The organism is Janthinobacterium sp. 1L-D-8-B-C4, assembly GCF_057291295.1.
This window is the reverse complement of sequence record NZ_JBXAVX010000002.1, coordinates 483486-505617: the sequence shown is the minus strand read 5'-3', so window position 1 is coordinate 505617 and position 22132 is coordinate 483486. Positions and strand designations below refer to the sequence as shown.

The 22132-nt window shown below is 63.0% G+C and carries 25 protein-coding genes; 13 read left to right on the top strand and 12 right to left on the bottom strand.

Translation table 11 applies throughout. The features are described from left to right. Nucleotides 1-6: 6 nt before the first annotated feature. Complete coding sequence (locus tag AC0Z42_RS05475; protein WP_485467223.1) at nucleotides 7-1878, bottom strand: AI-2E family transporter; 1872 nt, start codon at nucleotides 1876-1878, stop codon at nucleotides 7-9. Nucleotides 1879-2166: 288 nt separating this feature from the next. On the opposite strand from AC0Z42_RS05475, the gene AC0Z42_RS05470 reads away from it, so the two are divergent. The 4 genes from AC0Z42_RS05470 (at nucleotide 2167) to AC0Z42_RS05455 (ending at nucleotide 6092) form a co-directional block, all read left to right on the top strand. Then, nucleotides 2167-3252: a catalase family protein gene (locus AC0Z42_RS05470; RefSeq protein ID WP_485467222.1), complete on the top strand. Its 1086-nt coding sequence runs from the start codon at nucleotides 2167-2169 to the stop codon at nucleotides 3250-3252. A gap of 10 nt (nucleotides 3253-3262) precedes the next feature. Next, nucleotides 3263-3961, top strand: coding sequence for a hypothetical protein (locus tag AC0Z42_RS05465; RefSeq protein ID WP_485467221.1), 699 nt, complete (start codon nucleotides 3263-3265; stop codon nucleotides 3959-3961). Continuing rightward, the gene (locus tag AC0Z42_RS05460) at nucleotides 3961-5349 is read left to right on the top strand and encodes a Dyp-type peroxidase (protein WP_485467220.1); all 1389 of its coding nucleotides are present in this window, start codon (nucleotides 3961-3963) and stop codon (nucleotides 5347-5349) included. The genes AC0Z42_RS05465 and AC0Z42_RS05460 overlap by 1 nt, the downstream gene beginning before the upstream one ends. 206 nt (nucleotides 5350-5555) lie before the next feature. Then, entirely contained in the window at nucleotides 5556-6092 is a 537-nt protein-coding gene (locus AC0Z42_RS05455; protein ID WP_485467219.1) for a LysR substrate-binding domain-containing protein, read from the top strand. A 131-nt stretch (nucleotides 6093-6223) separates the two neighbouring features. On the opposite strand, the gene AC0Z42_RS05450 is transcribed toward AC0Z42_RS05455, so the two are convergent. The 3 genes from AC0Z42_RS05450 to AC0Z42_RS05440 form a co-directional block, all read right to left on the bottom strand. Beyond that, nucleotides 6224-6469, bottom strand: a complete 246-nt coding sequence (locus AC0Z42_RS05450) for a hypothetical protein (RefSeq protein ID WP_485467218.1) — start codon at nucleotides 6467-6469, stop codon at nucleotides 6224-6226. 121 nt (nucleotides 6470-6590) lie between these two features. Continuing rightward, nucleotides 6591-7334 (bottom strand): SDR family NAD(P)-dependent oxidoreductase, encoded by a 744-nt coding sequence (locus tag AC0Z42_RS05445; protein WP_485467217.1) that lies wholly within the window; start codon nucleotides 7332-7334, stop codon nucleotides 6591-6593. A 226-nt stretch (nucleotides 7335-7560) separates the two neighbouring features. Then, on the bottom strand, nucleotides 7561-8019 hold the full coding sequence (locus tag AC0Z42_RS05440; RefSeq protein ID WP_485467216.1) for a GNAT family N-acetyltransferase: 459 nt from the start codon (nucleotides 8017-8019) through the stop codon (nucleotides 7561-7563). 107 nt (nucleotides 8020-8126) lie between these two features. Between AC0Z42_RS05440 and AC0Z42_RS05435 the strand changes: the two genes are divergently transcribed. Together AC0Z42_RS05435 and AC0Z42_RS05430 are read left to right on the top strand one after the other, a co-directional pair. Beyond that, on the top strand, nucleotides 8127-8357 hold the full coding sequence (locus tag AC0Z42_RS05435; protein WP_485467215.1) for a cupin domain-containing protein: 231 nt from the start codon (nucleotides 8127-8129) through the stop codon (nucleotides 8355-8357). 59 nt (nucleotides 8358-8416) lie between these two features. Continuing rightward, nucleotides 8417-9814 (top strand): UDP-glucose dehydrogenase family protein, encoded by a 1398-nt coding sequence (locus tag AC0Z42_RS05430; protein ID WP_485467214.1) that lies wholly within the window; start codon nucleotides 8417-8419, stop codon nucleotides 9812-9814. Nucleotides 9815-9930: 116 nt separating this feature from the next. Here the strand turns inward: AC0Z42_RS05430 and AC0Z42_RS05425 are convergent, their stop codons facing one another. Further along, nucleotides 9931-10659, bottom strand: a complete 729-nt coding sequence (locus tag AC0Z42_RS05425; protein ID WP_485467213.1) for an SDR family NAD(P)-dependent oxidoreductase — start codon at nucleotides 10657-10659, stop codon at nucleotides 9931-9933. Nucleotides 10660-10768: 109 nt separating this feature from the next. Between AC0Z42_RS05425 and AC0Z42_RS05420 the strand changes: the two genes are divergently transcribed. From AC0Z42_RS05420 to AC0Z42_RS05410, 3 genes are all read left to right on the top strand, one after another. Continuing rightward, nucleotides 10769-11143, top strand: a complete 375-nt coding sequence (locus tag AC0Z42_RS05420; protein WP_485467212.1) for a winged helix-turn-helix transcriptional regulator — start codon at nucleotides 10769-10771, stop codon at nucleotides 11141-11143. Between the two features lie 52 nt (nucleotides 11144-11195). Then, nucleotides 11196-11780 carry a TetR/AcrR family transcriptional regulator gene (locus AC0Z42_RS05415; protein WP_485467211.1) on the top strand — a complete coding sequence of 195 codons (585 nt, stop codon included), beginning with the start codon at nucleotides 11196-11198 and terminating at the stop codon, nucleotides 11778-11780. 74 nt (nucleotides 11781-11854) lie between these two features. Then, nucleotides 11855-12340, top strand: coding sequence for a hypothetical protein (locus AC0Z42_RS05410; RefSeq protein ID WP_485467210.1), 486 nt, complete (start codon nucleotides 11855-11857; stop codon nucleotides 12338-12340). A 31-nt stretch (nucleotides 12341-12371) separates the two neighbouring features. Here the strand turns inward: AC0Z42_RS05410 and AC0Z42_RS05405 are convergent, their stop codons facing one another. The 7 genes from AC0Z42_RS05405 to AC0Z42_RS05375 are packed head-to-tail and all read right to left on the bottom strand — an operon-like array spanning nucleotide 12372 to nucleotide 18070. Continuing rightward, nucleotides 12372-13637, bottom strand: a complete 1266-nt coding sequence (locus AC0Z42_RS05405) for an MSMEG_0569 family flavin-dependent oxidoreductase (RefSeq protein WP_485467209.1) — start codon at nucleotides 13635-13637, stop codon at nucleotides 12372-12374. Nucleotides 13638-13656: 19 nt separating this feature from the next. Continuing rightward, entirely contained in the window at nucleotides 13657-13944 is a 288-nt protein-coding gene (locus AC0Z42_RS05400; protein ID WP_485467208.1) for an MSMEG_0570 family nitrogen starvation response protein, read from the bottom strand. Beyond that, complete coding sequence (locus AC0Z42_RS05395) at nucleotides 13937-14956, bottom strand: sll0787 family AIR synthase-like protein (protein ID WP_485467207.1); 1020 nt, start codon at nucleotides 14954-14956, stop codon at nucleotides 13937-13939. The genes AC0Z42_RS05400 and AC0Z42_RS05395 overlap by 8 nt, the downstream gene beginning before the upstream one ends. Next, nucleotides 14953-15480, bottom strand: a complete 528-nt coding sequence (locus AC0Z42_RS05390) for an MSMEG_0567/Sll0786 family nitrogen starvation N-acetyltransferase (RefSeq protein WP_485467206.1) — start codon at nucleotides 15478-15480, stop codon at nucleotides 14953-14955. Before AC0Z42_RS05390 ends, AC0Z42_RS05395 begins: the two co-directional genes overlap by 4 nt. Next, entirely contained in the window at nucleotides 15477-16595 is a 1119-nt protein-coding gene (locus AC0Z42_RS05385) for an MSMEG_0568 family radical SAM protein (protein ID WP_485467205.1), read from the bottom strand. The genes AC0Z42_RS05390 and AC0Z42_RS05385 overlap by 4 nt, the downstream gene beginning before the upstream one ends. Continuing rightward, nucleotides 16592-17572 carry a Nit6803 family nitrilase gene (locus AC0Z42_RS05380; protein WP_485467204.1) on the bottom strand — a complete coding sequence of 327 codons (981 nt, stop codon included), beginning with the start codon at nucleotides 17570-17572 and terminating at the stop codon, nucleotides 16592-16594. Before AC0Z42_RS05380 ends, AC0Z42_RS05385 begins: the two co-directional genes overlap by 4 nt. Before the next feature lie 15 nt (nucleotides 17573-17587). After that, entirely contained in the window at nucleotides 17588-18070 is a 483-nt protein-coding gene (locus AC0Z42_RS05375) for an MSMEG_0572/Sll0783 family nitrogen starvation response protein (RefSeq protein ID WP_308920679.1), read from the bottom strand. 445 nt (nucleotides 18071-18515) lie between these two features. Between AC0Z42_RS05375 and AC0Z42_RS05370 the strand changes: the two genes are divergently transcribed. The 4 genes from AC0Z42_RS05370 to AC0Z42_RS05355 all read left to right on the top strand — a co-directional run bounded on the left by AC0Z42_RS05370 (nucleotide 18516) and on the right by AC0Z42_RS05355 (nucleotide 22110). After that, nucleotides 18516-19910: an aminotransferase-like domain-containing protein gene (locus AC0Z42_RS05370; RefSeq protein WP_485467203.1), complete on the top strand. Its 1395-nt coding sequence runs from the start codon at nucleotides 18516-18518 to the stop codon at nucleotides 19908-19910. Nucleotides 19911-19976: 66 nt separating this feature from the next. Continuing rightward, on the top strand, nucleotides 19977-20582 hold the full coding sequence (locus tag AC0Z42_RS05365) for a hypothetical protein (RefSeq protein WP_485467202.1): 606 nt from the start codon (nucleotides 19977-19979) through the stop codon (nucleotides 20580-20582). 152 nt (nucleotides 20583-20734) lie between these two features. After that, a complete protein-coding gene (locus AC0Z42_RS05360) occupies nucleotides 20735-21172 on the top strand; it encodes a GNAT family N-acetyltransferase (RefSeq protein WP_485467201.1) in 438 nt (145 codons plus the stop codon). Nucleotides 21173-21273: 101 nt separating this feature from the next. Next, the gene (locus AC0Z42_RS05355) at nucleotides 21274-22110 is read left to right on the top strand and encodes a hypothetical protein (RefSeq protein WP_485467200.1); all 837 of its coding nucleotides are present in this window, start codon (nucleotides 21274-21276) and stop codon (nucleotides 22108-22110) included. The last annotated feature ends 22 nt before the right edge of the window (nucleotides 22111-22132 follow it).

Sequence of the window (22132 nt, the reverse complement as noted above, 5' to 3'; positions counted from 1 at the left end):
CGCGGTTCAGCGCTTTGCCGCAGCGGATTTTTTCGGCGTGACAAACGCCAGGCCTTCCTCGAACGAGCGCAGCACGATATCGACGCTCTGCTCCACCGCCGCCTGGTGCGCCAGCGATACATCGCTGCGGTGGCGGATGGTGACCAGCGTGGCGTCAGGCAGATATTCGCGCAGCTCGTCGACCAGCGTGCGCCATTCGTCGAGCGCGGTTTCGTGGGGATACATGATGAAGGCGGTGCCTACCAGGCCGCCCTTTTCGGTGACCGGCTCCGGCTGCGGCTCGCCAAGCACGATGCTGCGCACGTCGCTGCACACTTCGCGCAGCGCCAGCACCAGCAGTTCGGTGCGAAACTCGTCACGGTCATTGGCCAGGCTGGCGCACAAGATCACCGAGTGCAGCGGCACGTCGAGCGAACCCTGGAAGCTGCCCAGGCGCTCTTCGCGGGCATGGCGCAGGTGCGCGCCGATATTCGCTTCGGCCAGCGACACCTTGCGCCGGCGCCATGCGCCATGGCGGCTGCCGTTGGCGTCGCGCGCCAGGGTGTCGGCCAGGGCGATGACGGTGCTGCGGATGCGATCCTGCTGCGGCTGGTCGATCAGGCCCAGCGCGCGGTCGTTCAGCGCCATGTCCAGGCCCGGCAGCAGCACATGGTCGCAGTAGCGCGCAAAGCTGTTGCGGCGCAGGTAGGCATGCGCATGCTCGATGATGGCGGTGGAACTGCCGGCCAGCACGCGATGATAGAAACGCTCGGCATCGTTTACGCTGGGCGTGTCGGCAAACAGGATGGTAATCGCTTCGAGCGCGCGGATGTGGCGCCCCGCCACCACCAGGCACAAGGTCAGCGGCGTCGAGATCAGCAGGCCGGCCGGCCCCCACATGGTGCCCCAGAACAGCGCCGAGACGATCACGGCCAGCGGCGACAGGCCGGAACTGTGACCATACACCTTCGGTTCGACGATGTTGGCGACGATGATTTCCAGCACGGCGAACAGCGCCATGCACGATAGCGCCAGGGTCCAGCCAGGATCGATCGCCGCGACAAACAAGGTGATGGCCAGCCCCGCCACCAGTGCGCCGACATAGGGCACAAAGCGCAGCAGGCCGCTGAGCGAACCCCACAGCAGCGCGTGCGGCACCTGCAGCAGCCAGAGGCCCAGCGAGACAGTCAGCGCGAAGATGATGTTGACCACCAGCTGCGAAAAGAAAAACCGCGATACGCCTTCGGCGGCATGCACCAGGGTGCGCATGGTGCGGCTGACATCGCCCTGCCCGGCCAGGCGCACCGCGCGCTCGCGCAGCGACTCATGCTCCAGCAAAATGAATACCAGCAGCACGAACACCAGCCCCGCTTCGCCGACCGGCCCGGAAATGACGGAAATAAACCGCGCCACCGTATCGCGCGCGGCCGGCGCCGGCGTGCGGATCTCGACCGGTATCGGCTGCATGGCATTGCGCGGCAAGCCGGCCGCCGGCGCGTGTCCGCTGCCCTTTTGCAGCGGCGACACCGCATTCAATTCAGCGGCGAGGCGGATGAACGGGCGTTCGGTCAGCTCCTGTATCCGCTCGATCTTGGTGTGGATCGCCGAACGGTAATGTGGCAATTCCTTCGTCACCGACACCAGTTGCAGCGCCAGCACTGCACCCACCGCCGCCACCGAGGCGCCGACCAGCAGCAGCGACACCACGGTCGAGGTGAGAAAGCCCAGTCCCCAGCGATTGAAGACGCGAATCAGCGGCGAGATCACCAGGCTCAAAATCAATGCCAGCACCAGCGGTTCGAGCACCGGGCGGCCAAAATACAGCAGCCCCAGCGCACAAGTGATGGTGACGGCAGAACTCATCGCGGGCCGTGACAGCACGGACTCTTTTAATGCCATGTCGGATACTTCCTTTTTTCTTGCAAATACAGCCGGCCAGCCGGCGACAAGACCCAGCTCACTCCGCATATCCGGGTCCACCCGCCACTTTACAGGTCGGCGATGCAAATCATGAAGGCCCGTCACGTTAAAAACGACAAAGTTATTGAAAATCGCGCGCAGCTCCCATGCCAGCGACATTGATCGTCGTGCAATCGTACGCAGGGTGGCGCGAAAAAATGGTATTTTGTTAAATATAAAAAGCACTATCGTTCTTTTATTTTCAACATTTTCCATTTCGAGGACCACTTGCATCCGATACCCTATACCCCCGATATCGAAGTCATCGCCGACGATGAAGCCAGGCTCACCACCGAAATCGTCGAGACCATGGCCGCCTCGTCGCGCTGCGCGTTCGAGCGCCACCGCCATGCGATCCGCGATGCGCACGCCAAGTCGAACGGCTTGCTGAAGGGCGAGCTGACCGTGCATGCCGGCCTGCCCGACGAACTGCGCCAGGGCGTGTTTGCACAGCCGCGCACTTACCAGGTGGTGGCGCGCCTGTCGTCCGCGCCCAGCGATATTCATTCCGACGAGATCCCGGCCGCGCGCGGCTTTGCTTTGAAAATCATCGCAGTCGACGGCGAACGCCTGTCGCCCGACATCAAAGGCAGCAACCAGGACTTCCTGATGGTGAACTTTCCCGCCCTGGCCTTCGGCACCATTGCGAAATACAAGCGCATGCTGGCCCTGCTCGAAGCCAATTCGCACGCGCCCGACACCTTCCAGCGGCTGGTGGCCGGTACCGCGCACGGCGCCAAGCAGGTGGTCGAAAGCCTGGGCGGCACGCCCGGCGCGACGCTCGATGGCCTGGCGCGCGACAACCACCATCCGTTGGGCGAAACCTACCATACGCAGGCGGCGATCCGCTTCGGCAGCCATATCGCCAAACTGTCGCTGCACCCAAGCTCGGACAGCGTGACCAGCCTGACCGGCCAGGCAATCGATGACGTGCAGTACGCTGGCCTGCGCGAGGCGGTTACCGCACACTTCGCCGAACACGGCGCCGAGTACACCCTGTGCGCGCAGCTGTGCACGGACCTGGACAAAATGCCGGTGGAAGACGCGGCCATCGCCTGGCCCGAGGAACTGTCGCCGCAGCGGCCGATCGCCACCTTGCGCTTTGCGCCGCAAGCCACCGCCAACCCCGCCCGCCAGGTGTATGGCGACGACGTGCTGTCGTTCAATCCGTGGAATGGCGTCGCCGCGCACCGGCCGCTGGGCGGCATCATGCGCATACGGCGCAGCGCCTATGAACGCTCGACCACCTTCCGCCATGCGATGAACGCGCAGCCGCGCGTCGAACCTGCGCAATCTTCCGATATTCCCGACTAAAGGACACACCATGACCGACCACAATCCAGACCCGCGCCTGGCCGACGAAACCATGCTGGAAAAAATCCGCCGCCAGGTCGACGCCGTCGCCCACGACGCCCCACACCTGGCAAAAATCGCGCTCGAAGCGATGGTGCGCAAGCATAATCCCGACCTGAAGGGTACCTCCAATTCGGCCGGCAGGGTCGGCAAGCAGTCCGGCAACGTATCGGAACTGACGGCGATCGCGCCGTTGAAACCGGGCGGCGCCGAACGCCTGCGCCGCATTTTCGACCTGACCAACGGCAATATGGACGGCGCGCAGCGCGTCTCTACCCTGCACGACATGCGCTTTGTCTTTTTTGACAACGACACGCGCATCCTGTTTGCCACCACCTACGATGGCGACTGGGACAGCTACATCAACGATTTCGCCACCAAGATCCCCGAGCTGATGGACCTGCTGTTTGCCAATATCGAAGGCTGGCCCGGCATCGACAGCCCGGCAGTAAAAGATTTTATCGCCGGCCACCAGATCGACGCGGCCGGCTGGTTTGTCGCCAATCCGCAGGTCACCGTAGTCGACACGCGCCGCTTCCAGCGCATGGACAAGGCGCTGACTGTATTCCTCGACCAGATGGCGGCGCACCCACCGCAGGACGACGCCACGCGCAAGGCGCTCGACACCTTGAGCCTTGCCCTGGCGCAGCCGGAAGGAGTGGATTACTGATGGCATTCCTGACCGATTTGAAAGCGCGCTTCACGCGCGAACATGTGACCCTGGCGCTGGACGATATCCAGGCGCTGATCTTGCGCTCCCGCCCCGAACCGTACGTGGGTATCCACGCCATGCTGCATGTCGACGAGGCAGAAGGTGGACGCGACCTGCTGCTGCGCATGGCGGAGCATGTGCCGTCGGCCGCCGGCTGGACCGATGACCGCGATGCCTGGATGGGCATGGCCATCAGCTTCCAGGGTCTCAAGGCGCTGGGCGTGCCCGAGGCGTCGCTGGCCAGTTTTCCACTGCCCTTCCAGCAAGGCATGGCCGGGCGCGCCGAGCAATTGCGCGACCTTGGCAGCAATGCGCCCGAACATTGGGACGAGGCCTTCCAGCCCGGCACCTGCCATATCGCGCTGACCATCTACGCCCGCGACGAAGCGGCGCTCGAGGTGGCGCTGGGCAAGGCGATGGGTGAGCTGGAGCGCGCCAAAGGCGTGACCCTGGTGGGTCAGCACACTTTTGGCGCCGACGCCGACGCAAAAAATCCGTTTGGCTTTCGCGACTCGATTTCGCAGCCATTCGTGGCCGGCAGCGGCGTCGAGCCCCTGCCCGGCCAGGAACGCTCGATCGCCGCCGGTGAATTCATCCTCGGCGAGAACAGCGAAACGGGCACGCCAGTGGCGATGCCCGAGCCGCCCGAGCTGGGCAGGAACGGCTCGTTCGTGGTGCTGCGCAAATACGAGAGCCACGTCGGCGCCTTCAATGACTATATCCGTAGCCAGGCCCAGGATGAAGCCGCCGAAGAACTGCTGGGCGCCAAGATGGTGGGCCGCTGGCGCAGCGGCGCGCCGTTAACCCTGGCGCCGGAACACGACGATCCGGAACTTGGAGCCGACCCCGCGCGCAACAACGGTTTCGATTTCTCGAAAGACCCGCGCGGCCTGATGTGCCCGCACGCGTCGCATATGCGCCGCCTCAATCCGCGCGACAGCCAGTTGACGATCATGACCGACGTGAATATCCACCGGATCATCCGCCGTTCATCGACGTTTGGCCCGAAATGGCAACGCACCTTGAGCGCAAAAGACGACAACGGCGAGCGCGGTATCTTCTTTATCTTTATCAGCGCGCGCGCCTGCGACACCATCGAATTCTTCCAGCAGGAATGGATCAACCGCGGCAACTTCATCGACCTGGCGGAAGAACGCGATCCGGTGGTGGGGCTGCAGGACAAACCCGGCACATTCACGATCCCGCAAGTGCCGGTGCGCCGGCGCGTCGATGGCGTGACGACCTTCAACCAGCTGCGCGGCGGGGAGTATCTGTTCATGCCGTCGCTGGGGGCGTTGCGGTGGATAGGCGGGGCGACTTGGCAATCACCCACACCAGGAAAGTAAACGCTGGCAACTGTCACAAAATCAGCTACAGTCCGGACAGTGAATATCCCCTGTCCTGGACTGCACTTAAACGCTTGTTCATGACAATCGGCTACTACATTCTCGGCAAGAAATGAGGCCTTTCGCTTAAAACACTCGGCAAGGCACACGTGCTATTGGAATGAATACCATATAGACTGTGTCTGGTAGCCACTTGAATGCCGGGCGTGTCGCTGAATGTGCTGGCCTTCAACGACCGCGACGCGGCGGTCGACCTGCTCGATGCGGGCATGATCGGTGTTGCCATCGGCGTGCTGCCGGGCAGCGCTGATGGGCGCATCCTGACGTGCCCGCTGCTGCGCGATGAATTTGTCACCATCGTCTCAAGCGATCCATTGGTGGCCAACCGCGCAATGGACCTGGCAAGCTACCTGGACTTGCAACATGTTCTGGTGTCACCCGAAGGACAGTTGCACGGCCTGGTCGACCAGGCGCTGGCGCAACAGGGCTTGAAGCGCAAGCTCGCCCTGACCTTGCCGCAACTATTCGCCGTGCCAGCGGTTGTCGCGCGCACCAGCATGGCCGCCACCATCCTCAAGCGCGTGGCGCCGCAGGCGCAGGCGAGCCATGGCCTGACGCTGTTTGCGCCACCGCTGGCGCTGCCTGAAATCGTGTTTCACCTGATATGGCACCGGCGCAGCGACAACCACCCGGCGCAGCGGTGGTTCAGGGAATTTATTGCCGAACAAGCCGTGGAATTGTGAGGTGGCGGTTTGCAGCGCCGCGATATCAACCTGTGCGCGAACAACAAGGTTTGACACAACGCGCACGATTTTCCATACCTGCTCGATCGACCGTTTTAGCCTCAAGGCGGACATCGGAGGCTATGGGTGTACTAGAGCTTTACTATCTTTTCCAGTTTGATTTTGTCCGTCGAGAATGCTTGCATCCACTCGGTGTTTCCGTTCTTGTCGCTGCATTCCAGCTCGTATCCCGGTGGATTTTTGTAAATCTCGATGACCCATGCGACGTCACCAACCTGTGGCTGACGAACGGCGCCCTCCCTCAGCTCAGAACGGACTGGCTGCAACAACTCCCTGATCCTGACAACGTCATGGAGCTTGATTGTTGGGTCCAGCATTCATTCTCCCGGAAAATCTTTGTATCGAACACGGATGGTTGCTTTTGGCCGATTGTTGTCGTCGCAAAAGCTATCTAACAGCTGAACTTGATGTCGCAGACCACTCCTGACGACGAGCACACTACGTAAGATTCAATCCGCCATCTGATAGCAGGATTTCACCTGTGAGATAGTCCGATGCAACTAACATCGCAACGGCTTGGGCAATGTCTGCCGGGCTGGCAGCCCGGCGCATCGGCGAACGCTCTTTCCAGAGTTTCTGCGCCTGAGTCCAATCCGCGGTAAGTGGTGTATCGACCAACCCTGGGGCGACCGCATTTACCCGGATGTCGGGCGCAAGTGAAACCGCGAGTAGCCGTGTCATATGATTCAAGGCCGCCTTCGTCGCTGAATATGGAATCGATGCCCCTTTCGGGCGCACGCCAGCATGTGAGCTTATGTTGACTATGCAGCCGGGTCGACCGGAGCGGTTCGAATCACGCAATGCCGCTTCAGCCTCAGCTATCAAACGAAAAGGAGCAACGACGTTTACTTCATGGAGTTCATGCCACACATCGGGCGTCGCAGCAGCCAAATCGTCGTGGGCAATAACACGGCTGATTCCTGCGTTATTCACCAAAACATCCAAACGCCCCCATCCCCCTATGGCTTCGCGGATCAGTCGTACTCTGTCACCATCATCAGCCAAATCAGCTTGCACATAAATTGCCGATCCGAGTTCGAGCGCGAGCAACTTTCCAGCCTCTACCGAATTACGTGAATGCAATACGATTGAATATCCCTCACTTGCAAGCCGGCGGGCAATTGCCACGCCGATGCCCGAAGTCGAGCCAGTAACAAGTGCGACGGGAGCCTGAGTCATCATGTAAGCCTATGGCGTTTAATGGTTTTTACGAAGGTGCATAACAACTACTAGTCGTTCTGCTCACTTTTGTGAAGGCTTCTTTTGGCCGAACCCGGCCTTTCGGCCCAGCATAGCAGCTTGCCAGGGTGAAAATCTAGCGGCTGCATCGGCGGCTGCATTGGCCCCATTGCAACCCTTCAGTTTGCCAGTAATCGACCAAGGCGGGAGGCGCTGATTAAAGCGGGTTTTACTTAACTAATGCCAAGCAGTAAAAGCGGTCCGCTCCGCTGTCTGGTAGTGGGTCCGGGCCACGAACCCATCCCAATGACACATACAAGTGAACCGCAGCCTCCATGTTGCCCCAGGTCTCGAGTTCCAGTCGATTGAAATGATGGATAACGGCCTGTGCTATCGCCCGGCACAACAGCGCTCGGCCGATGCGCTGTCCCTGCATGCTCCCATCGACGTGGAAGCCGAACAACTTGGCGACAGCCCCCTCCCTACGCTGAATTGCAAGGCAGCCGACCAGTTTGCCATCTACCTCTGCCACCAATTCGATTTCGTTAGGGGTGCTGGCTTGGCCAAGCGCGCCAATGGCAGCATCCAAGGTGTCAAAATCCGCGATCAAACCGAAAGAAGCCAATGATTTCTGTACTACAGCCTTGGCACCCGAATTGTCGGTGGGAAGAGCTTTACGGATTGACATGGCTATCTCTTGAGTGATTCAGAGCAATGATTCTATGCGAGAGTTCCGCGTCAGTCGAGTGAGCGCCATTCTTCCCGTCCATTACGGGACGTCTGGTCAGCAGGCAGGTGGAATTATGGCGATGGGCGCTGGCACCGGGGCAGCGCTACGATGCCCTGCCCGATGGACCAGGTTTCAGCGAAATGATCTGGGTACTGAGCGGCGAACTGACGCTGGAGACCGAAGCGCCGCGCACCATCCGCGCCGGAGACTTCGTGGTCTTCAGCAGCGCCCAGGCCTATGCCTATGTCAACCTGGGCAAGGAGCCGCTGCACTTCGTGCGCAACGTGATCAGTTGACTTCATCCCTGCTTCATCTTTGATCGCTACCATAAGCGAAACAATTTTGTGGCGCTCTTATGAAAATCACCATTATCGGCACCGGCTATGTGGGCCTTGTCACTGGCGCCTGCCTGGCGGAACTGGGCAATGACGTCTTTTGCCTGGACCTTGACGCGAAAAAAGTCGCGCTGCTCAACAGCGGCGGCATTCCCATCCATGAGCCGGGCCTGGAAGAAGTCGTGTCGCGCAACCGCGCCGCCGGACGCCTGACCTTTTCCACCGACGTGGAGGCGGCCGCCCACCACGGCGTGCTGCAATTCATCGCCGTCGGCACGCCGCCCGACGAAGACGGCTCGGCAGACCTGCAGTACGTGCTGGCCGCCGCGCGCGGCATCGGCAAGTACATGAACAAATACAAGGTCATTGTCGACAAGTCGACGGTGCCGGTCGGTACGGCCGAAAAAGTGCGCGCCGCGATCCAGGCCGAACTGGACCTGCGCTTCATCCGTGCCACCGATGCCACCTTCTCGGTGGCGTCGAACCCGGAATTTTTGAAAGAAGGCGCCGCCGTCGAAGACTTCATGCGGCCCGACCGCATCGTTATCGGCGTCGACGCCACACCCGAAGGCGAGCGCGCGCGCGACCTGCTGCGCAGCCTGTACGCGCCCTTCAACCGCAACCACGAACGCACCTACTGGATGGACGTGCGCTCGGCCGAGTTCACCAAGTACGCGGCCAACGCCATGCTGGCCACGCGCATCTCGTTCATGAACGAACTGGCCAACCTGGCCGACAAGGTCGGCGTCGATATCGAAGCGGTGCGCCGTGGCGTCGGTTCCGACCCGCGCATCGGCTACAGCTTTTTGTACGCCGGCTGCGGCTATGGCGGCTCGTGCTTCCCGAAAGACGTGCAGGCGCTGGAACGCACGGCCAGCGGCCACGGCCAGGATCTGCTGATACTGCGAGCCGTCGAAGCGGTGAACGACAGGCAAAAGCATATCCTCGCCGGCAAGGTCGTCAAACGCTTCGGCAATGACCTGGTCGGGCGCCACTTCGCCATCTGGGGCCTGGCCTTCAAGCCCAATACCGACGACATGCGCGAAGCGTCGGCGCGCGTGCTGCTGGCCGACCTGTTGTCGCGCGGCGCCACGGTCGCCGTGCATGACCCGGTGGCGATGAAGGAAGCGCAGCGCGTGCTGCAGCTGGACCTGGCGCCCGCGCAGCTGGCCAAGATCCGCTACGCCGACAGCCCGTCCGATGCGCTGAAGGGTGCTGACGCGCTGGTGATCGTCACCGAATGGAAGGCGTTCCGCAGCCCCGACTTCGCGCTGATCAAGAAACGTCTGAAACAGCCGGTGATTTTTGATGGCCGCAATCTGTATGAGCCGGACACCATGCTGGCCACCGGCATCGAATACCACGGCATAGGCCGCTCGTTCCTGACGCTGGATCTGGCCGCTGGAACACCAGCATGACGACCGGGCCGGCGGCGATCAGGGCGGCACTACCTTGCTGACGGGACCAAGCTGCAGCGCGCGCTAGCAACTCCGCCATGAAAAGCGCTCGGGCAGGCACAAGGCGCCTACTGGCATCATGCCGTCATGCCGCCGTCGATATTGAGCTCCGCGCCAGCGATATAGCTGCTTTCAGCAGAGGCCAGGAACAAGGCGGCAGCAGCGATCTCGTCGGCATGCCCGAGGCGCTTCATGGGAATGCGGTCGGTCAGCGAGCGCCTTATCTCGTCACTAACGCCATCGAACATGGGCGTGTCGGTGGGGCCGGGGCTCAAGGTATTGACGCGGATGCCGCGTGGCGCCAGCTCGTGGCTCCAGGTTCGCGCGTAGGAGCGCACGGCCGCTTTCGTGGCCGAGTAGGTTCCGAAGCCCGGATTGCCTATGTTCCCGGCAATCGAGCCGATCAGCACGATGCTGCCGCCGCTGGCCATTTGTTGAACCGCGTGCTGTACGGTAAACACCATGGCGCGCACATTCAGGTTGAATGCATCGTCAAAATGTTTCTCGGTAATGCCGTCCAGCGTCGCGTATTCCGATACGCCAGACGAAGCGACCAGGATGTCAAGCTGGTTCGTCCCCTCCCTGACGGTGGCAAACAGCCGTTCGAGATCGTTGGCCACAGTCACGTCGCCTTGCACGGCACGCGCACCTGCGCCGATCAGCGCCACCGCTTCGTCGAGCTGCGCCTGGCGCCGGCCCATGATGTAGACGGTTGCACCTTCGGCGGCGAAGCGCCGCGCGATGGCCAGGCCAATGCCGCTGCTGCCGCCGGTAACAACCGCAGTCTTTCCTTCAAGTCGCAACATGATCAACTCCTTTATGGTTAGCTTAGTCTTGACGGCCTCATGATACATTTTGTATATTTGGTGTCAATTACGCACCATATATAGATCAGATATACGAAAGGAAACCGCGATGGACAAGAAAAACGCCTTGCCACTGGAGGAAATCAGCGCCACGCGGCCGGTTCTCGAACAGGTCGCCAATAAATGGTCGGTGCTGATACTGACCGTGCTGTGTTCGCAGCCGTCGCGTTTCAACGCGATCAAGCGCGGCCTCGACCCGATCACGCACAAGGCGCTGACGGAGGCGCTGCGGCGGCTGGAACGCAACGGACTCGTTCATCGGCGCGTGATTCCGTCGTCCCAGGTGGCGGTCGAATACTCGATCACGCCACTGGGGCGCTCATTGCAACAGCCGTTCACGGCACTCGTCGCCTGGGCTTACGAGCATGGCAACGGCATCGAGGAAGCCCAGCTGGCTTATGACGCGCGCCTGGCCTCGACCTGAGTATCATTGAAAAAGCTTGACGCCAAACCTACTAGAAGGTAGGCTTCTGTACATGAACAATTCATCCAGCACCTTTGACGCCATCCTGGCATGCGCGCGCAAACTGATCGTTAGCGGCGGCTATAACGGCTTCAGCTATGCCGATATCGCCGAGGTGGTCGGCATACGCAAGCCCAGCATCCATCACCATTTCCCGACCAAGGTCGATCTGGTGACAGCACTGCTGGCACAGTATCGCCAGGAAGCCGAAGATGGTTTCCAGCACCTTGCAGCGGCCATTCCTGACCCGCTCGACCAGCTGCGCGCCTACATACAGTATTGGAATACGTGCATCAGCGATGCCAGCGCGCCATTCTGTGTTTGCGCCATGCTGGCCAGCGAGCTGCCCGCCTTGCCGGGCGAAGTGGCGCTGGCGGTGCGGGCGCATTTTCGCTTTCTGTCCGCCTGGGTCACGTCGGTGCTCGATCGCGGCGTGCAGCAAGGCACCATTTCACTGCAGTACCCCGCGCGCATCGAAGCCGAAGCCTTCATGGCCACCGTGCACGGTGCAATGCTGTCGGCCCGCGCCTACGGCGATGCGGACGTGTTTGCCGCCATCATGCAGCCACTGCTGGAGCGCATGGCCGTGAAACGCTGATGACTCGGCGTTTTTTTTGATCTTAAAAACTACCAACTAGTAGGTTGTCTCACTCTCTTACAAAAGGCACCATCATGTTCGGAATTTCCCCACTCGGCTGGCTACACACCCTCGGCAGCTTGCCTGCCATACCGCTGGCCCTGTATATGCTGGCAAGGCATGGCCGGATCACGCCGCGTAGTGGCGCCGGTATTGCCTACTTTCTCTCGATGCTGGTCGGCGCAATCACGGTATTTCTTGTTGCGCACCAGCCCGCCAGCAACGCGATCGCGATTGCAACGATCCTGCTATTGCTGACCGGCTACGCGATCGCGCACCTCCCTTTCGCGGCGCGCGCGAGCGACTATATCGAAACGATTTGCCTCAGCCTCAGCGTGTTCCTGCTGATGGTGCCCAGCGTCAGCGAAACGCTGCGCCGGGTGCCGGACGGCCATCCGTTTGTCAGCGATCCAAAGTCTCCGCTGCTGCTCGGAGCGCTGGCCGGTCTGGTTGTGATGCTGCTGATCGGGCTGACGGTTCAAATCACCGCCTTGCGCAGAAGGGGAAAATCAGTGCGCTGAGCAAAGTGCCTCTGCCGGTCATGCCAGAGCGCTAGCGCGCCGCGCTGGCAGGCTGCGCATGGCGCACGATGTGCTCGAGCAGATGGGCAGCGTCGCGGGCGATGCCGGAGAACCGCCCCGAGCCCCAGGTGTATTGCCACGGCAGGCCGAGGAAATACAGTCCCGGCTCGGCCGTGACGCCGCGTTCATGGCCGGGATAGCCGCGCTGGTCGAAGATCGGCGCGTCGACCCAGCTGAAATCGGTGCGAAAGCCGATGCACCACACCACGGCACTGACGGCGCCGCTGGCCATGTCGAGCGTGGCGGGGGCGTCCGGCCCGGGTTGCCACAGCGGCGCATACGGCGCCTCAGGCGGGGCATCGATGCCGTGCGCGGCGATATGCTGGTCGATGCTGGCGTTGATCTTGCGGTACACGGCGTCGGCGCCGTCCAGGTTGCGCGCCAGGTCGTCGCCGAAGCGGGCCACGCCGCCGTCCAGCGACAGGTAGCGGCCATACAGTTGCATACCTTCCAGCGCGAATTTGCGCAGGTCGATGTCGCGCCCGCCATCGCGCCCGGTGACGTAGTGGTTGGTCTTGTCGCGCACGCCGGCGCCCAGCGGGTGCCGGTCCACCGGCAAATCGTAATAGGCCATGTCGTCGAGCCACTTGACGACGTCCTGGCCCCGGTAGCGGCGCGCCACGCGCGGGGCGTCGCCCACGCACAGGTGCACGCGGCGCCCGGCCAGGTGCAGGTCTTCGGCGATCTGGCAGCCCGACTGGCCGGTGCCCACCACCAGCACCTCGCCCGGCGGCAGTTGTCCGGGGTTGAGGTAATCGGACGAGTGCAGCTGCAGTACGCCGGCCGGCAGCCGCGCGGCATCGGCCGGCACGATCGGCGTATGGTAGCCGCCCACGGCGATCACCACCTGCGCCGCGTGATACAGGCCGGCGCCGGTCTCCACCAGCCAGCCGCCAGCGGCGTCGCGGCGCACGCCGGTCACGGCAACGCCTTCGAGCGCCGGTGGCCCGAACGCGGCGATATAGGCGTCGATATAGTCGACGATCTGCTCCTTGACCATGAAGCCGTCGGGATCGTCGCCCTGGTAGGGAAAGCCGGGCAGCGTGCATTGCCAGTTGGGCGTGACCAGGCAGAAGCTGTCCCAGCGTTCGCTGCGCCAGGCGTGGCCCAGCCGGTTCTTTTCCAGGATCAGGTGCGACAGCCCCTGCTGCTTGAGCAGGTAGCTCAGCGACAGGCCGGCCTGGCCGCCGCCGATAATGAGCACTTCGACGTGTTGGTGGTGTGGTTCGCGTGGCATGGCAAAACTCCGGTGGGGGTCAAGGCCGCATCGCGACAATGGTCACGATGGCGGTGGAATCAAGTGGCAGGACCGCGGCGCGCGCCTCCAGGCGCTCGAGCTGGTCCAGCGCCGACGAGCAGGCGTAGCCATATTTCAGGCGCACGCGGTCGCTGGCCAGCTGCAGCGCGGTACGGCAACGCTGCATGAAATCGGCCACCGGGTAGCTGGCGCCAGCGGCGAGAAAATCATGGATCACGGTGGACGGCGAGTAGCAGTCGCTGACGCTGGCGTCGGGCCAGCGCACGGTAAAACGCACTTCAGGCATGGTGCTGCTCCTTCGATGGTGGCCGCATCGGCGCTGGCGCGCAGCCGGTCAGCTCTTCTTCGGCAAAGTCCCACAGCAGCGCTGAATCAGCACTGCCGTGGCGCAGGTGGACCTGGCGCCCGGCATCGGTGCGGCCGATCACGGCGCACGCCAGCTCGCGGCCGGCAAAGCGCGCCAGCACCGGTGCCAGGTCGTCGTCGGCCACGCTGAGGATGAAGCCGTAGCTGGGAAAGGTGGCCAGCCAGCGCTCCAGCGCCACGCCGGGCGGGCGCGGTGTGGCCGCCAGGTCGATGGTGGCGCCGATGCCCGAACATTCGAGCAGCATCAGCGCGGTGCCCACCACGCCGGCCATGCTGATGTCCTTGGCGGCGCGGCACAAGCCGGCTTCGGCGATCGCCGGTAGCAGTTCAAGGTCGGCGCGCAGCCGTTCGGCCGGGGCGCCCAGGCTGGCGTTCCAGTAGTCGTAGGGCTCCTGGTAGCGGCCGCGCAGGTCGCAGGCCACCACCAGGTTTTCGCCGGGGCGGGCGTCAAAGCTGGTCAACAGGCGGGTGGCCCGCCCGGTGATCGCCACCGACAGCTGTTCACGGTCGCTGCGGCGGTTGCTGTGCCCACCGACGATCGGCACGTCGTAGACGGCAGCGGCGGCGGCCAGTCCGTCGAGTAGCGGCTGGGCGGCGTCGCCGTCGCGGCTCCACAGGGCGTCGACGATGGCCAGCGGCCGGCCACCCATGGCGTAGATGTCGCTCACGTTCACCATCACCCCGCAGTAGCCGGCAAACCACGGTTCCCTGGCGACGAATTCGTTGACGAAGCCTTCGATCGCCAGCAGCAGATAGCCGTCGCCGTCGGGAATGGCGGCGCAGTCGTCGCCCACCGGCGCGGCCCAGGCACCGCCCCGGGCTGCACCTTCGCCAGCGGCCAGGGTACGGACCACGCGGGCGATGTCGCGCTTGTGCTTGACGCCGGGCGCCGCCCGCAGCAGCGCCGTCAGCCGTGCCAGTTCGGCGTTCATGCGCCACCCCGCGTGCAGATAAACCCTTGTTCGCCGTCGTGGATCGGCGGGTATGCCGCCAGGCCGGCGCACATCAGGCTGTGCGGCCGGCCGTGCAGCACGACCTCGGCCAACGCCTGCCAGTGCAGTTGCTGGAACATGGCCACGTTCTGCTGCTGCACGTGGGCCAGGAAAGTGCTGCAGCCGAACGACCGGGCTGCCCCCACCGCCAGCCTGATCAAGCCGCTGCCGACCGCCGCCTGGCGCCGCGCCATTTTGGCCACGGCCAGGCGCGAGCCCCACCACACGTCATCGCCGGCATGGTGGATGCGCACCGTGCCGATCACCGCGCCGCCGCCGTCCAGGGCCACCAGCGTCAATGCCGTACTGTCGATGGCATCCGTGTCGTCGCCGTCGAACAGGCCCTGTTCGATACAGAACACCTGGCGTCGCAAGGCGCACGCGGCGTCGCGTTCGGCGTTGGAGGTGGCCAGCTTGATGCGCGCCGCCAGCGTCGGCGCTTCCGGCATGGCGAGCGTGCTCATGATGGTTTCCTTTCAAACGTGGACAGCGACGAGCACGCGCCGCAACGCCCGCAACCGGCCTTGATCTCGCCCGAATGCATGCCGGCCGCGCCCAGCATCTCGCCCAGCGGCGCCAGCAGCGCACGCATCATGGCGGCCGACGGCGCGGGATGGTCTTCCAGCGGCGTGCCGGCGATCGGCACGAACGGCACCACGAAAGGGTACACGCCGGCCGCGATCAGCCGCTCGCAGCAGCGCAGGATCGCCTCGGGCGTATCGCCCAGGCCGGCCAGGATGTAGGTGCTGACCTGGCCCCGGCCAAACACTTCCACCGCACGGGCGAACGCGTCGAAATAGCGCTCCAGCGGCACGCTGGCCTTGCCCGGCATGATGCGGGCCCGCACTGCCGGCGTGACCGCTTCCAGGTGCATGCCCAGCGCGTCGATGCCGGCGTCGCGCATGCGCGCGAACCAGGCGTCGTCGTCCGGTGGTTCGCACTGGCCCTGGATCGGCAGGGCCACCGCCGACTTGACGGCGAACGCGCTCTCGCACAGGATGGCGGCGCCACGGTCGGTGGCGTTCGGCGTGCCGGTAGTCATCACCATGTGCTTCACATTGTCCAGCAACACGGCCGCGCGGGCCACTTCGGCCAGCTGCTCCGGGGTCTTGCGCAGGATGGTGCGTCGGGCCGCCAGCGACTGCCCGATCGAACAGAACTGGCACGACTTGCGCCGGCTCTCATATCGGATGCAGCTTTGCAGCACGGTGGTGGCCAGCACGTCCTTGCCATGCAGCGTGGCGATCTGCGAGTACGGCACGCCGTCGAGCGTCTGCATCTTGTAAAAGCGCGGCTGGCGCGGAAACGCGATGATGCCCACCGTGCGTCCATCGCGCAGGATGGCGCTGCGCCCGTCGGCGCCGGGCGCGGCCGCCAGGTAAGGCGAATTGAAGGCGCCGCTGGTGTGCACCGGGATCATGACGGTGGTGCCGTCGACGATCACCGCCTTGTGGTCGGACGGACCGGCGCCACCGCGCCGGCTGGGCGCGCCCTGGCCGGGGTCGGCCAGACGCATGCCCAGCGACTGCAGTTCGGTGATCAGCTGCTGGGCCGGCAGATCGGCATTGAAGGTATTCATGCGGATGGCTCCCTCGGTGTGGTTGGATGTAAAACGTGATCGGCGGCGGCATGCATCGGGGTGGCGGCGCGGTCATCGATCATCAGGCTCAGTAATTCAGGACGCGCGTAATGGCCGACCGAGTCCATCATCCGCTTGCGCTTGGTGATCAGCGCCATGTCGAGGTCGGCAATCACGATGCCCTCCCCGGCCCGCAGCGGTTCGGCCAGCAGTACGCCTTCCGGCGAGACGATGGTGGTGCAGCAGCCGCCGCGCAGCGCTTTTTGCACGGACGGTTCCGGCGTGATGGCCGTGATCTGCTGGTCGGTCAGCCAGCCGGTGGCGTTGACCACGAAGCAGGCCGATTCGAGCGCGTGGTGGCGTATCGTCACTTCCATCTGGTCGGCGAAAATCTGGCCAACCATGGAACCGGGGAATTGCGCGCAGTGGATCTGCTCGTGCTGCGCCATCAGCGCGTAGCGCGCCAGCGGGTTGTAGTGTTCCCAGCAGGCCAGCGCGCCGAGCCGGCCGACGGCGGTATCGACCACCTTCAGCCCGCTGGCGTCGCCCTGCCCCCAGATCATGCGCTCGTGATAGGTCGGCGTGATCTTGCGGCGCTTGAGCACCAGCTCGCCGTTGGCATCGAACACCAGCTGGGTGTTGTACAGGCTGCCATGGTCGCGCTCGTTCACGCCCAGCACCACCACCACGCCGTGTTCGCGCGCGGCGCCCGCCACCGCATCGGTGACCGGCCCCGGCACGGTCGGCGCGCGCTGGTACAGCAGCAGGTGCTCGGCGCCGGCCTGGAACGGCGGGCGCACGAACGAAAAGTACGGGTAGTACGGCACGAACGTCTCGGGGAACACCACCAGTTCGGCGCCCTGCCGCGCCGCGTCGGCGATCGCCTGCAGCACCTTGCCTAGCGTGCCGTCGGCGCTGTCGAGATCCGGCGCGATCTGCACCGCCGCCGCCCTTACCATTTTCCTGGTCGTCGTCATGGCCGCCCGCTCCGCTTACACGGTCCAGGTGTCGATGATGACCGCGTTGGCGCGCAGGTGCAGCAGCTTGATGTCCAGCACGTCCTGCGGCGCGATGGCGCGGATGCCCTCGATCAGCGACGGCTCGCCATGGCCGTACAGCGCCTGCAGCGCGAAGCGGCAGGCATACACCTTGCCGCCCTCGGCCATGAACTTCACCAGCTGGTTGTTGTGGTTCATATGGCCCGGGAACGCTTCGTCACCCAGGGTCGGAAAGCCGCGCTGCAGGCCCAGCGTGACACCCGGACCGTACAGCAGCACCGACGTCTCGTAGCCCTTGCGCAGCAGGCGCGTGGCCTGCAGCAGGTTGACGAAACCGATCGATCCTTCGAAGGCCACGGTGTGGAAGGTGACCAGCGCCTTCTCTCCGGGCAGGGCTTTCACGTCTTCAAAAACCTTCTCTTCGTAGTCAACAAAATAGTCGCCCTTGGCGTGTGGCTTGTGGTCGATGGCTGGCATGGTGATCTCTCTTCTGGTTGGTTGAGGTGGCGCTGGCGCGGCACCAAAGGCGTCGCGTTGCACCCGGAATGCATGCATGCGCCATGCCATGGCGAGCCTGTTTATACGCCATTTGACTGGATCGAAATCCAGTCAAATGGCGATTTGCGGCAGCGTTCCACAGCGACGCCGCACACCCTTTGCTGCGCCATGTTTCACGCCGAAAAACCGGCTCCATTCAAACCATGCAGTCAATCGGCGGAAGCCAATTTCTCCTGCGCCAAACGGGGCGCATCAAAAACGGGCGCGCCGCGCGCCGGCTGCCTCACGCTGGTGCGCGGCGCCGCACGGCGAACGGGCGCGCAGCTGCGTTTGCCCGTGCAGGAGCCAATATCAGGAGAGGCCGGACCCGGCATGAAATCTGCATACAATCGCCTACCCCACCTGGATATTGACTGGATCGATCATGCCGAAAAACGCCGCCGCATGGCTGCCCAAACTGAAGAAGGGCCAAGGCCCCGTTTATTTGCTGATCGCCGACGCCATCGGCGCCGACATCGCCATCGGCCGCCTGGTGGCGGAGCAACGCCTGCCGGCCCAGCGCGCCCTGGCCGGGGCGCTGGGGATCGACTTCACCACCGTGGCGCGCGCCTACGCCGAGGCGCACAAGCGCGGGCTGGTCGACTCCACCGTCGGCCGTGGCACTTTTGTGTGCGGCAAACGCGCGCTGGCGATCCCGCGCGCGGTGGCGGCGCGGCCGCAGGTCGATCTGTCGATGAACATGCCGCCGGAACCCTTCACACCGGAGCTGCTGGCACTGATGCGCGCCAGCCTGGCCGACATCGGCGCCGACATGCCCGCCCTGCTGCGCTACCAGGATTTTGGCGGCTCGGCGGCGGACCGCGAGGCCGGCGCGCTATGGCTGCGGCGGCGCGGCCTGGCGATCGTGCCGCAGCGCCTGCTGGTGGTGCCCGGCGCACAGGCGGCGTTGCTGGCGATCCTCTGCACGATCGCGCCGCCCGGTTCCGTCGTGTGCTGCGAGGCGCTCACCTACCCCGGCCTGCGCGCGCTGGCCGGCCTGTTGAACCTGCGGCTGGTGGGTTTGCCGATGGACGGCGAAGGCATCGACGCGCTGGCGTTTGCGGCGGCCTGCGCGCAGTACGCCCCGCGCGCGCTGTATTGCAATCCCACGCTGCTCAATCCGACCACCGCCACCATGTCGGCGCAGCGGCGCCAGGCGCTGGTGCAGGTGGCGCGCAATTACAGCGTGGCTATCATCGAAGACGACGCCTATGGTTTCCTGCCGCGCAGCGGGCCGCCGCCGCTGGCCGCCAGCGGCCCTGACATCACCTATTATGTGGCGGGGCTGGCCAAGTGCCTGGGCGCCGGCCTGCGCCTGGCGTATGTGGCCGCGCCGGACGACGCCAGCGCCGCGCGGGTGGCCGCCGCCCTGCGCGCCACCGCCGTGATGGCCGCGCCGTTCACGGCGGCGCTGGCCACGCGCTGGATCAGGGACGGCATCGCCGACCTCGCGCTCAACGCGATCCGCAAGGAATCAATGGCCCGGCAACGGCTGGCCGCGCGCATCCTGCCGCCAGGCAGCTACCTGGCGCATCCCGAGGGTTTCCATCTGTGGATCAAATTGCCGCCGCAGTGGGACCGCCTGGCGCTGACCGCGCATCTGCGCGCCACCGGCATCGGCGTGGTGCCGAGCGACGCCTTTGCCGTCGACGGCGCGGCGCCGCAGGCGATCCGGGTCTGCATCGGCGGCATTGCCAGCCAGCAGGAGATCGGCCAGGCGCTGCAGCGCATCGCCGACGCGCTGAAGCACCCGCCGCTGGCGCAGCCGGCGGTGTTGTAACCGTACCCGGCATGCAAACAGCGCAGGATAAAACCATCGCGCGCGCAGGTTTGTTATTATAAAGAAATGAAAAAACTCCTCCTCCTGATTTGCCTGCCGCTGCTGCTGGCTGCCTGCGGCGCGTTTTCCAGCGCCTTGACCGACGAAGACGTGGCCCGCTATATCAAGGCCTACGATAATTTTTCGATCGCGGCGCCGGAACTTGAAAAGCTCAAGAGCGAGAATCAATCGATGTCGCTGCTGACGTGCGGGCCCTGTCTGTCACGCCTGGAAAAGGCGGTGCAGGATGCCGGCTACAAGGACATGAAGACCTTTGTCGCCTTTGATATCAGGATGCATATCACGCTCAGGGCGTGGGCTTACGTGGAAATTACCAAGCTGGCCGGGCAATCGGGCCAGGCGGTGGCGGCCGAGGATTTCTGCAAGATCAAGGAAAATATCGCGAAGTCAAAAGATGCCGAGGAGATGCGGGTGGTTTGCACACGCCTGAAGTCCTATACCAGCTTCCTCGACCGGGCCGGGGCGTTTGCGGTGAAGCTGGCGGAAAAATTGCTCAAGGACGGCGACATCGAGGTGGTCGCCAAGCATATCGATGCGATCAGCAAGGCCCTCTCGAACGACAAGTTGCCATCGGAATTTCGCCACAGCAGTGGTGGCGGCTTTGACGACTAGTTTGTGGCCGTGACGGCGCTTGCCGTGTGAAACAACTATCAAGCTGGACCCAGCGGAAAACTGCGGCGTACCTCTCCTGTAAAGGCTGCCGCGAGCTATCAACCGCCGGATGAAGCCATTGCAGCGAAGCCCGCGCAGAAGAAAGGACTCCTTTGACGCAGAGCGTAATTTTTATCAGTGACAGTGCTGAACCCGAGTTTGAACGAATCATAGGCAAAGGTTTGGACGAGTTCAATGAACAGATAGCGGGCCGCAGTGACCGACGGCCTCTGTGCGTGATCCTGAGGGATTCCATCACCAATGAAGTGTTGGGGGGAGCTGTTGGCAGGACTTCTCTCGGGCTGGCGTTTCTGGATCTGTTTCACCTGCCGGCTTCCCTGCGTGGTTCCGGATTGGGAACGAAGATTCTTGACGCCTTCGAAGAAGAGGCACGCCAGCGCGGCTGCAGTTCGGCGGTGCTCTACACCATCAGCTTCCAGGCGCCCGGCTTTTATGAAAAAAATGGATGGACGAGCTTTGGTGAAATAAGCTCGGAACGGGAAGGTATCAGCCGGGTATTCATGACCAAGAAACTGCAGCATGCAAGGTGACCGCTTTGCGCCCAGGCTGTGTAAAGACGTCAAGGACGCTTTGACACAAAAGTTGCTTTGAAGTTTGCAAACCATCACTCAGTGATTTTTTTAGGGTTACCATGAGCATAGCGATCAAGTCTTATACAGCCCCAGTTGCGGCGTACGCTCCTGTCCGAGATAAATTGTCCTCCAAAAATTCTGACAGTACTTCCGCACTGCCCTCCAATTCGAACGCAGCCGTAACTTCATCCATATCCGACGCTGCACGGGCGCTTTACAGCTCAAGTAGCGCGGATGAGCCACAGGCTCAAATATCCGATACGAATTTAAAAAACGCATACGCCAAGGGACAGCGTGATGTTTATGATTTTGGACAAATTATTGCAGGCGGGAACTACAATAAAGAGGACCTGCTCCCCAAAACTGCCGATGCCGGGCGCTTGGCATTGGGTCAGAAATCATTAGACTACGCTATCGGCCTGTCTCAGATTCCAAGCAAAAATGTTCCGAACCCATTTGGCGGAATGGCACGGAACGATCTGAGCGTGATTGTTTACGGTGATAATGATGCCTATACGGAGGCCGAGCGATATGCCGCTTATGCTGAACTGAGCAAGCAGGATGAAACATACTTTTCTCAGTTGTACGCCAAAGTGACGAATGGAGGCGACAATCGTCAGATATTCAAGGGCATTATGGACTATTTCGATGAACTGCCTCCTGTGGAGAAAGCGGCTTATCGTGAAGGCTTTAGAGACAGTATCGACAGTCTTTCTCAAGAGCAGACAGCACAGTGGGGGCCGCTTGCTCTTATAAAACAAGCTGCTGGTGGCAACGACACGCAGTTATCCCAAAGCGTTACTGACGAGGCGCATGCTCGTCACAAGACATTACAGTCAGTTCTGGAGAAGGCGTTTGAGCTTGCCAAGGTTAAAATATCATATCAGGCGCGGTAAGGTTCTGACCAGCACCGCTTCG

What these genes read in the sequence shown, in the direction of transcription:
- AC0Z42_RS05440 (WP_485467216.1), bottom strand. Translation starts at nt 8,019, where the DNA reads ATGTCAATCCGTAAAGCTCTTCCCACCGACAATTCGGGTGCCAAGGCT.
- AC0Z42_RS05430 (WP_485467214.1), top strand. Translation starts at nt 8,417, where the DNA reads ATGAAAATCACCATTATCGGCACCGGCTATGTGGGCCTTGTCACTGGC.
- AC0Z42_RS05390 (WP_485467206.1), bottom strand. Translation starts at nt 15,480, where the DNA reads ATGAGCACGCTCGCCATGCCGGAAGCGCCGACGCTGGCGGCGCGCATC.
- AC0Z42_RS05460 (WP_485467220.1), top strand. Translation starts at nt 3,961, where the DNA reads ATGGCATTCCTGACCGATTTGAAAGCGCGCTTCACGCGCGAACATGTG.
- AC0Z42_RS05475 (WP_485467223.1), bottom strand. Translation starts at nt 1,878, where the DNA reads ATGGCATTAAAAGAGTCCGTGCTGTCACGGCCCGCGATGAGTTCTGCC.
- AC0Z42_RS05420 (WP_485467212.1), top strand. Translation starts at nt 10,769, where the DNA reads ATGGACAAGAAAAACGCCTTGCCACTGGAGGAAATCAGCGCCACGCGG.
- AC0Z42_RS05465 (WP_485467221.1), top strand. Translation starts at nt 3,263, where the DNA reads ATGACCGACCACAATCCAGACCCGCGCCTGGCCGACGAAACCATGCTG.
- AC0Z42_RS05450 (WP_485467218.1), bottom strand. Translation starts at nt 6,469, where the DNA reads ATGCTGGACCCAACAATCAAGCTCCATGACGTTGTCAGGATCAGGGAG.
- AC0Z42_RS05355 (WP_485467200.1), top strand. Translation starts at nt 21,274, where the DNA reads ATGAGCATAGCGATCAAGTCTTATACAGCCCCAGTTGCGGCGTACGCT.
- AC0Z42_RS05365 (WP_485467202.1), top strand. Translation starts at nt 19,977, where the DNA reads ATGAAAAAACTCCTCCTCCTGATTTGCCTGCCGCTGCTGCTGGCTGCC.
- AC0Z42_RS05415 (WP_485467211.1), top strand. Translation starts at nt 11,196, where the DNA reads ATGAACAATTCATCCAGCACCTTTGACGCCATCCTGGCATGCGCGCGC.
- AC0Z42_RS05405 (WP_485467209.1), bottom strand. Translation starts at nt 13,637, where the DNA reads ATGCCACGCGAACCACACCACCAACACGTCGAAGTGCTCATTATCGGC.
- AC0Z42_RS05400 (WP_485467208.1), bottom strand. Translation starts at nt 13,944, where the DNA reads ATGCCTGAAGTGCGTTTTACCGTGCGCTGGCCCGACGCCAGCGTCAGC.
- AC0Z42_RS05445 (WP_485467217.1), bottom strand. Translation starts at nt 7,334, where the DNA reads ATGATGACTCAGGCTCCCGTCGCACTTGTTACTGGCTCGACTTCGGGC.
- AC0Z42_RS05380 (WP_485467204.1), bottom strand. Translation starts at nt 17,572, where the DNA reads ATGACGACGACCAGGAAAATGGTAAGGGCGGCGGCGGTGCAGATCGCG.
- AC0Z42_RS05425 (WP_485467213.1), bottom strand. Translation starts at nt 10,659, where the DNA reads ATGTTGCGACTTGAAGGAAAGACTGCGGTTGTTACCGGCGGCAGCAGC.
- AC0Z42_RS05375 (WP_308920679.1), bottom strand. Translation starts at nt 18,070, where the DNA reads ATGCCAGCCATCGACCACAAGCCACACGCCAAGGGCGACTATTTTGTT.
- AC0Z42_RS05410 (WP_485467210.1), top strand. Translation starts at nt 11,855, where the DNA reads ATGTTCGGAATTTCCCCACTCGGCTGGCTACACACCCTCGGCAGCTTG.
- AC0Z42_RS05385 (WP_485467205.1), bottom strand. Translation starts at nt 16,595, where the DNA reads ATGAATACCTTCAATGCCGATCTGCCGGCCCAGCAGCTGATCACCGAA.
- AC0Z42_RS05395 (WP_485467207.1), bottom strand. Translation starts at nt 14,956, where the DNA reads ATGAACGCCGAACTGGCACGGCTGACGGCGCTGCTGCGGGCGGCGCCC.
- AC0Z42_RS05370 (WP_485467203.1), top strand. Translation starts at nt 18,516, where the DNA reads ATGCCGAAAAACGCCGCCGCATGGCTGCCCAAACTGAAGAAGGGCCAA.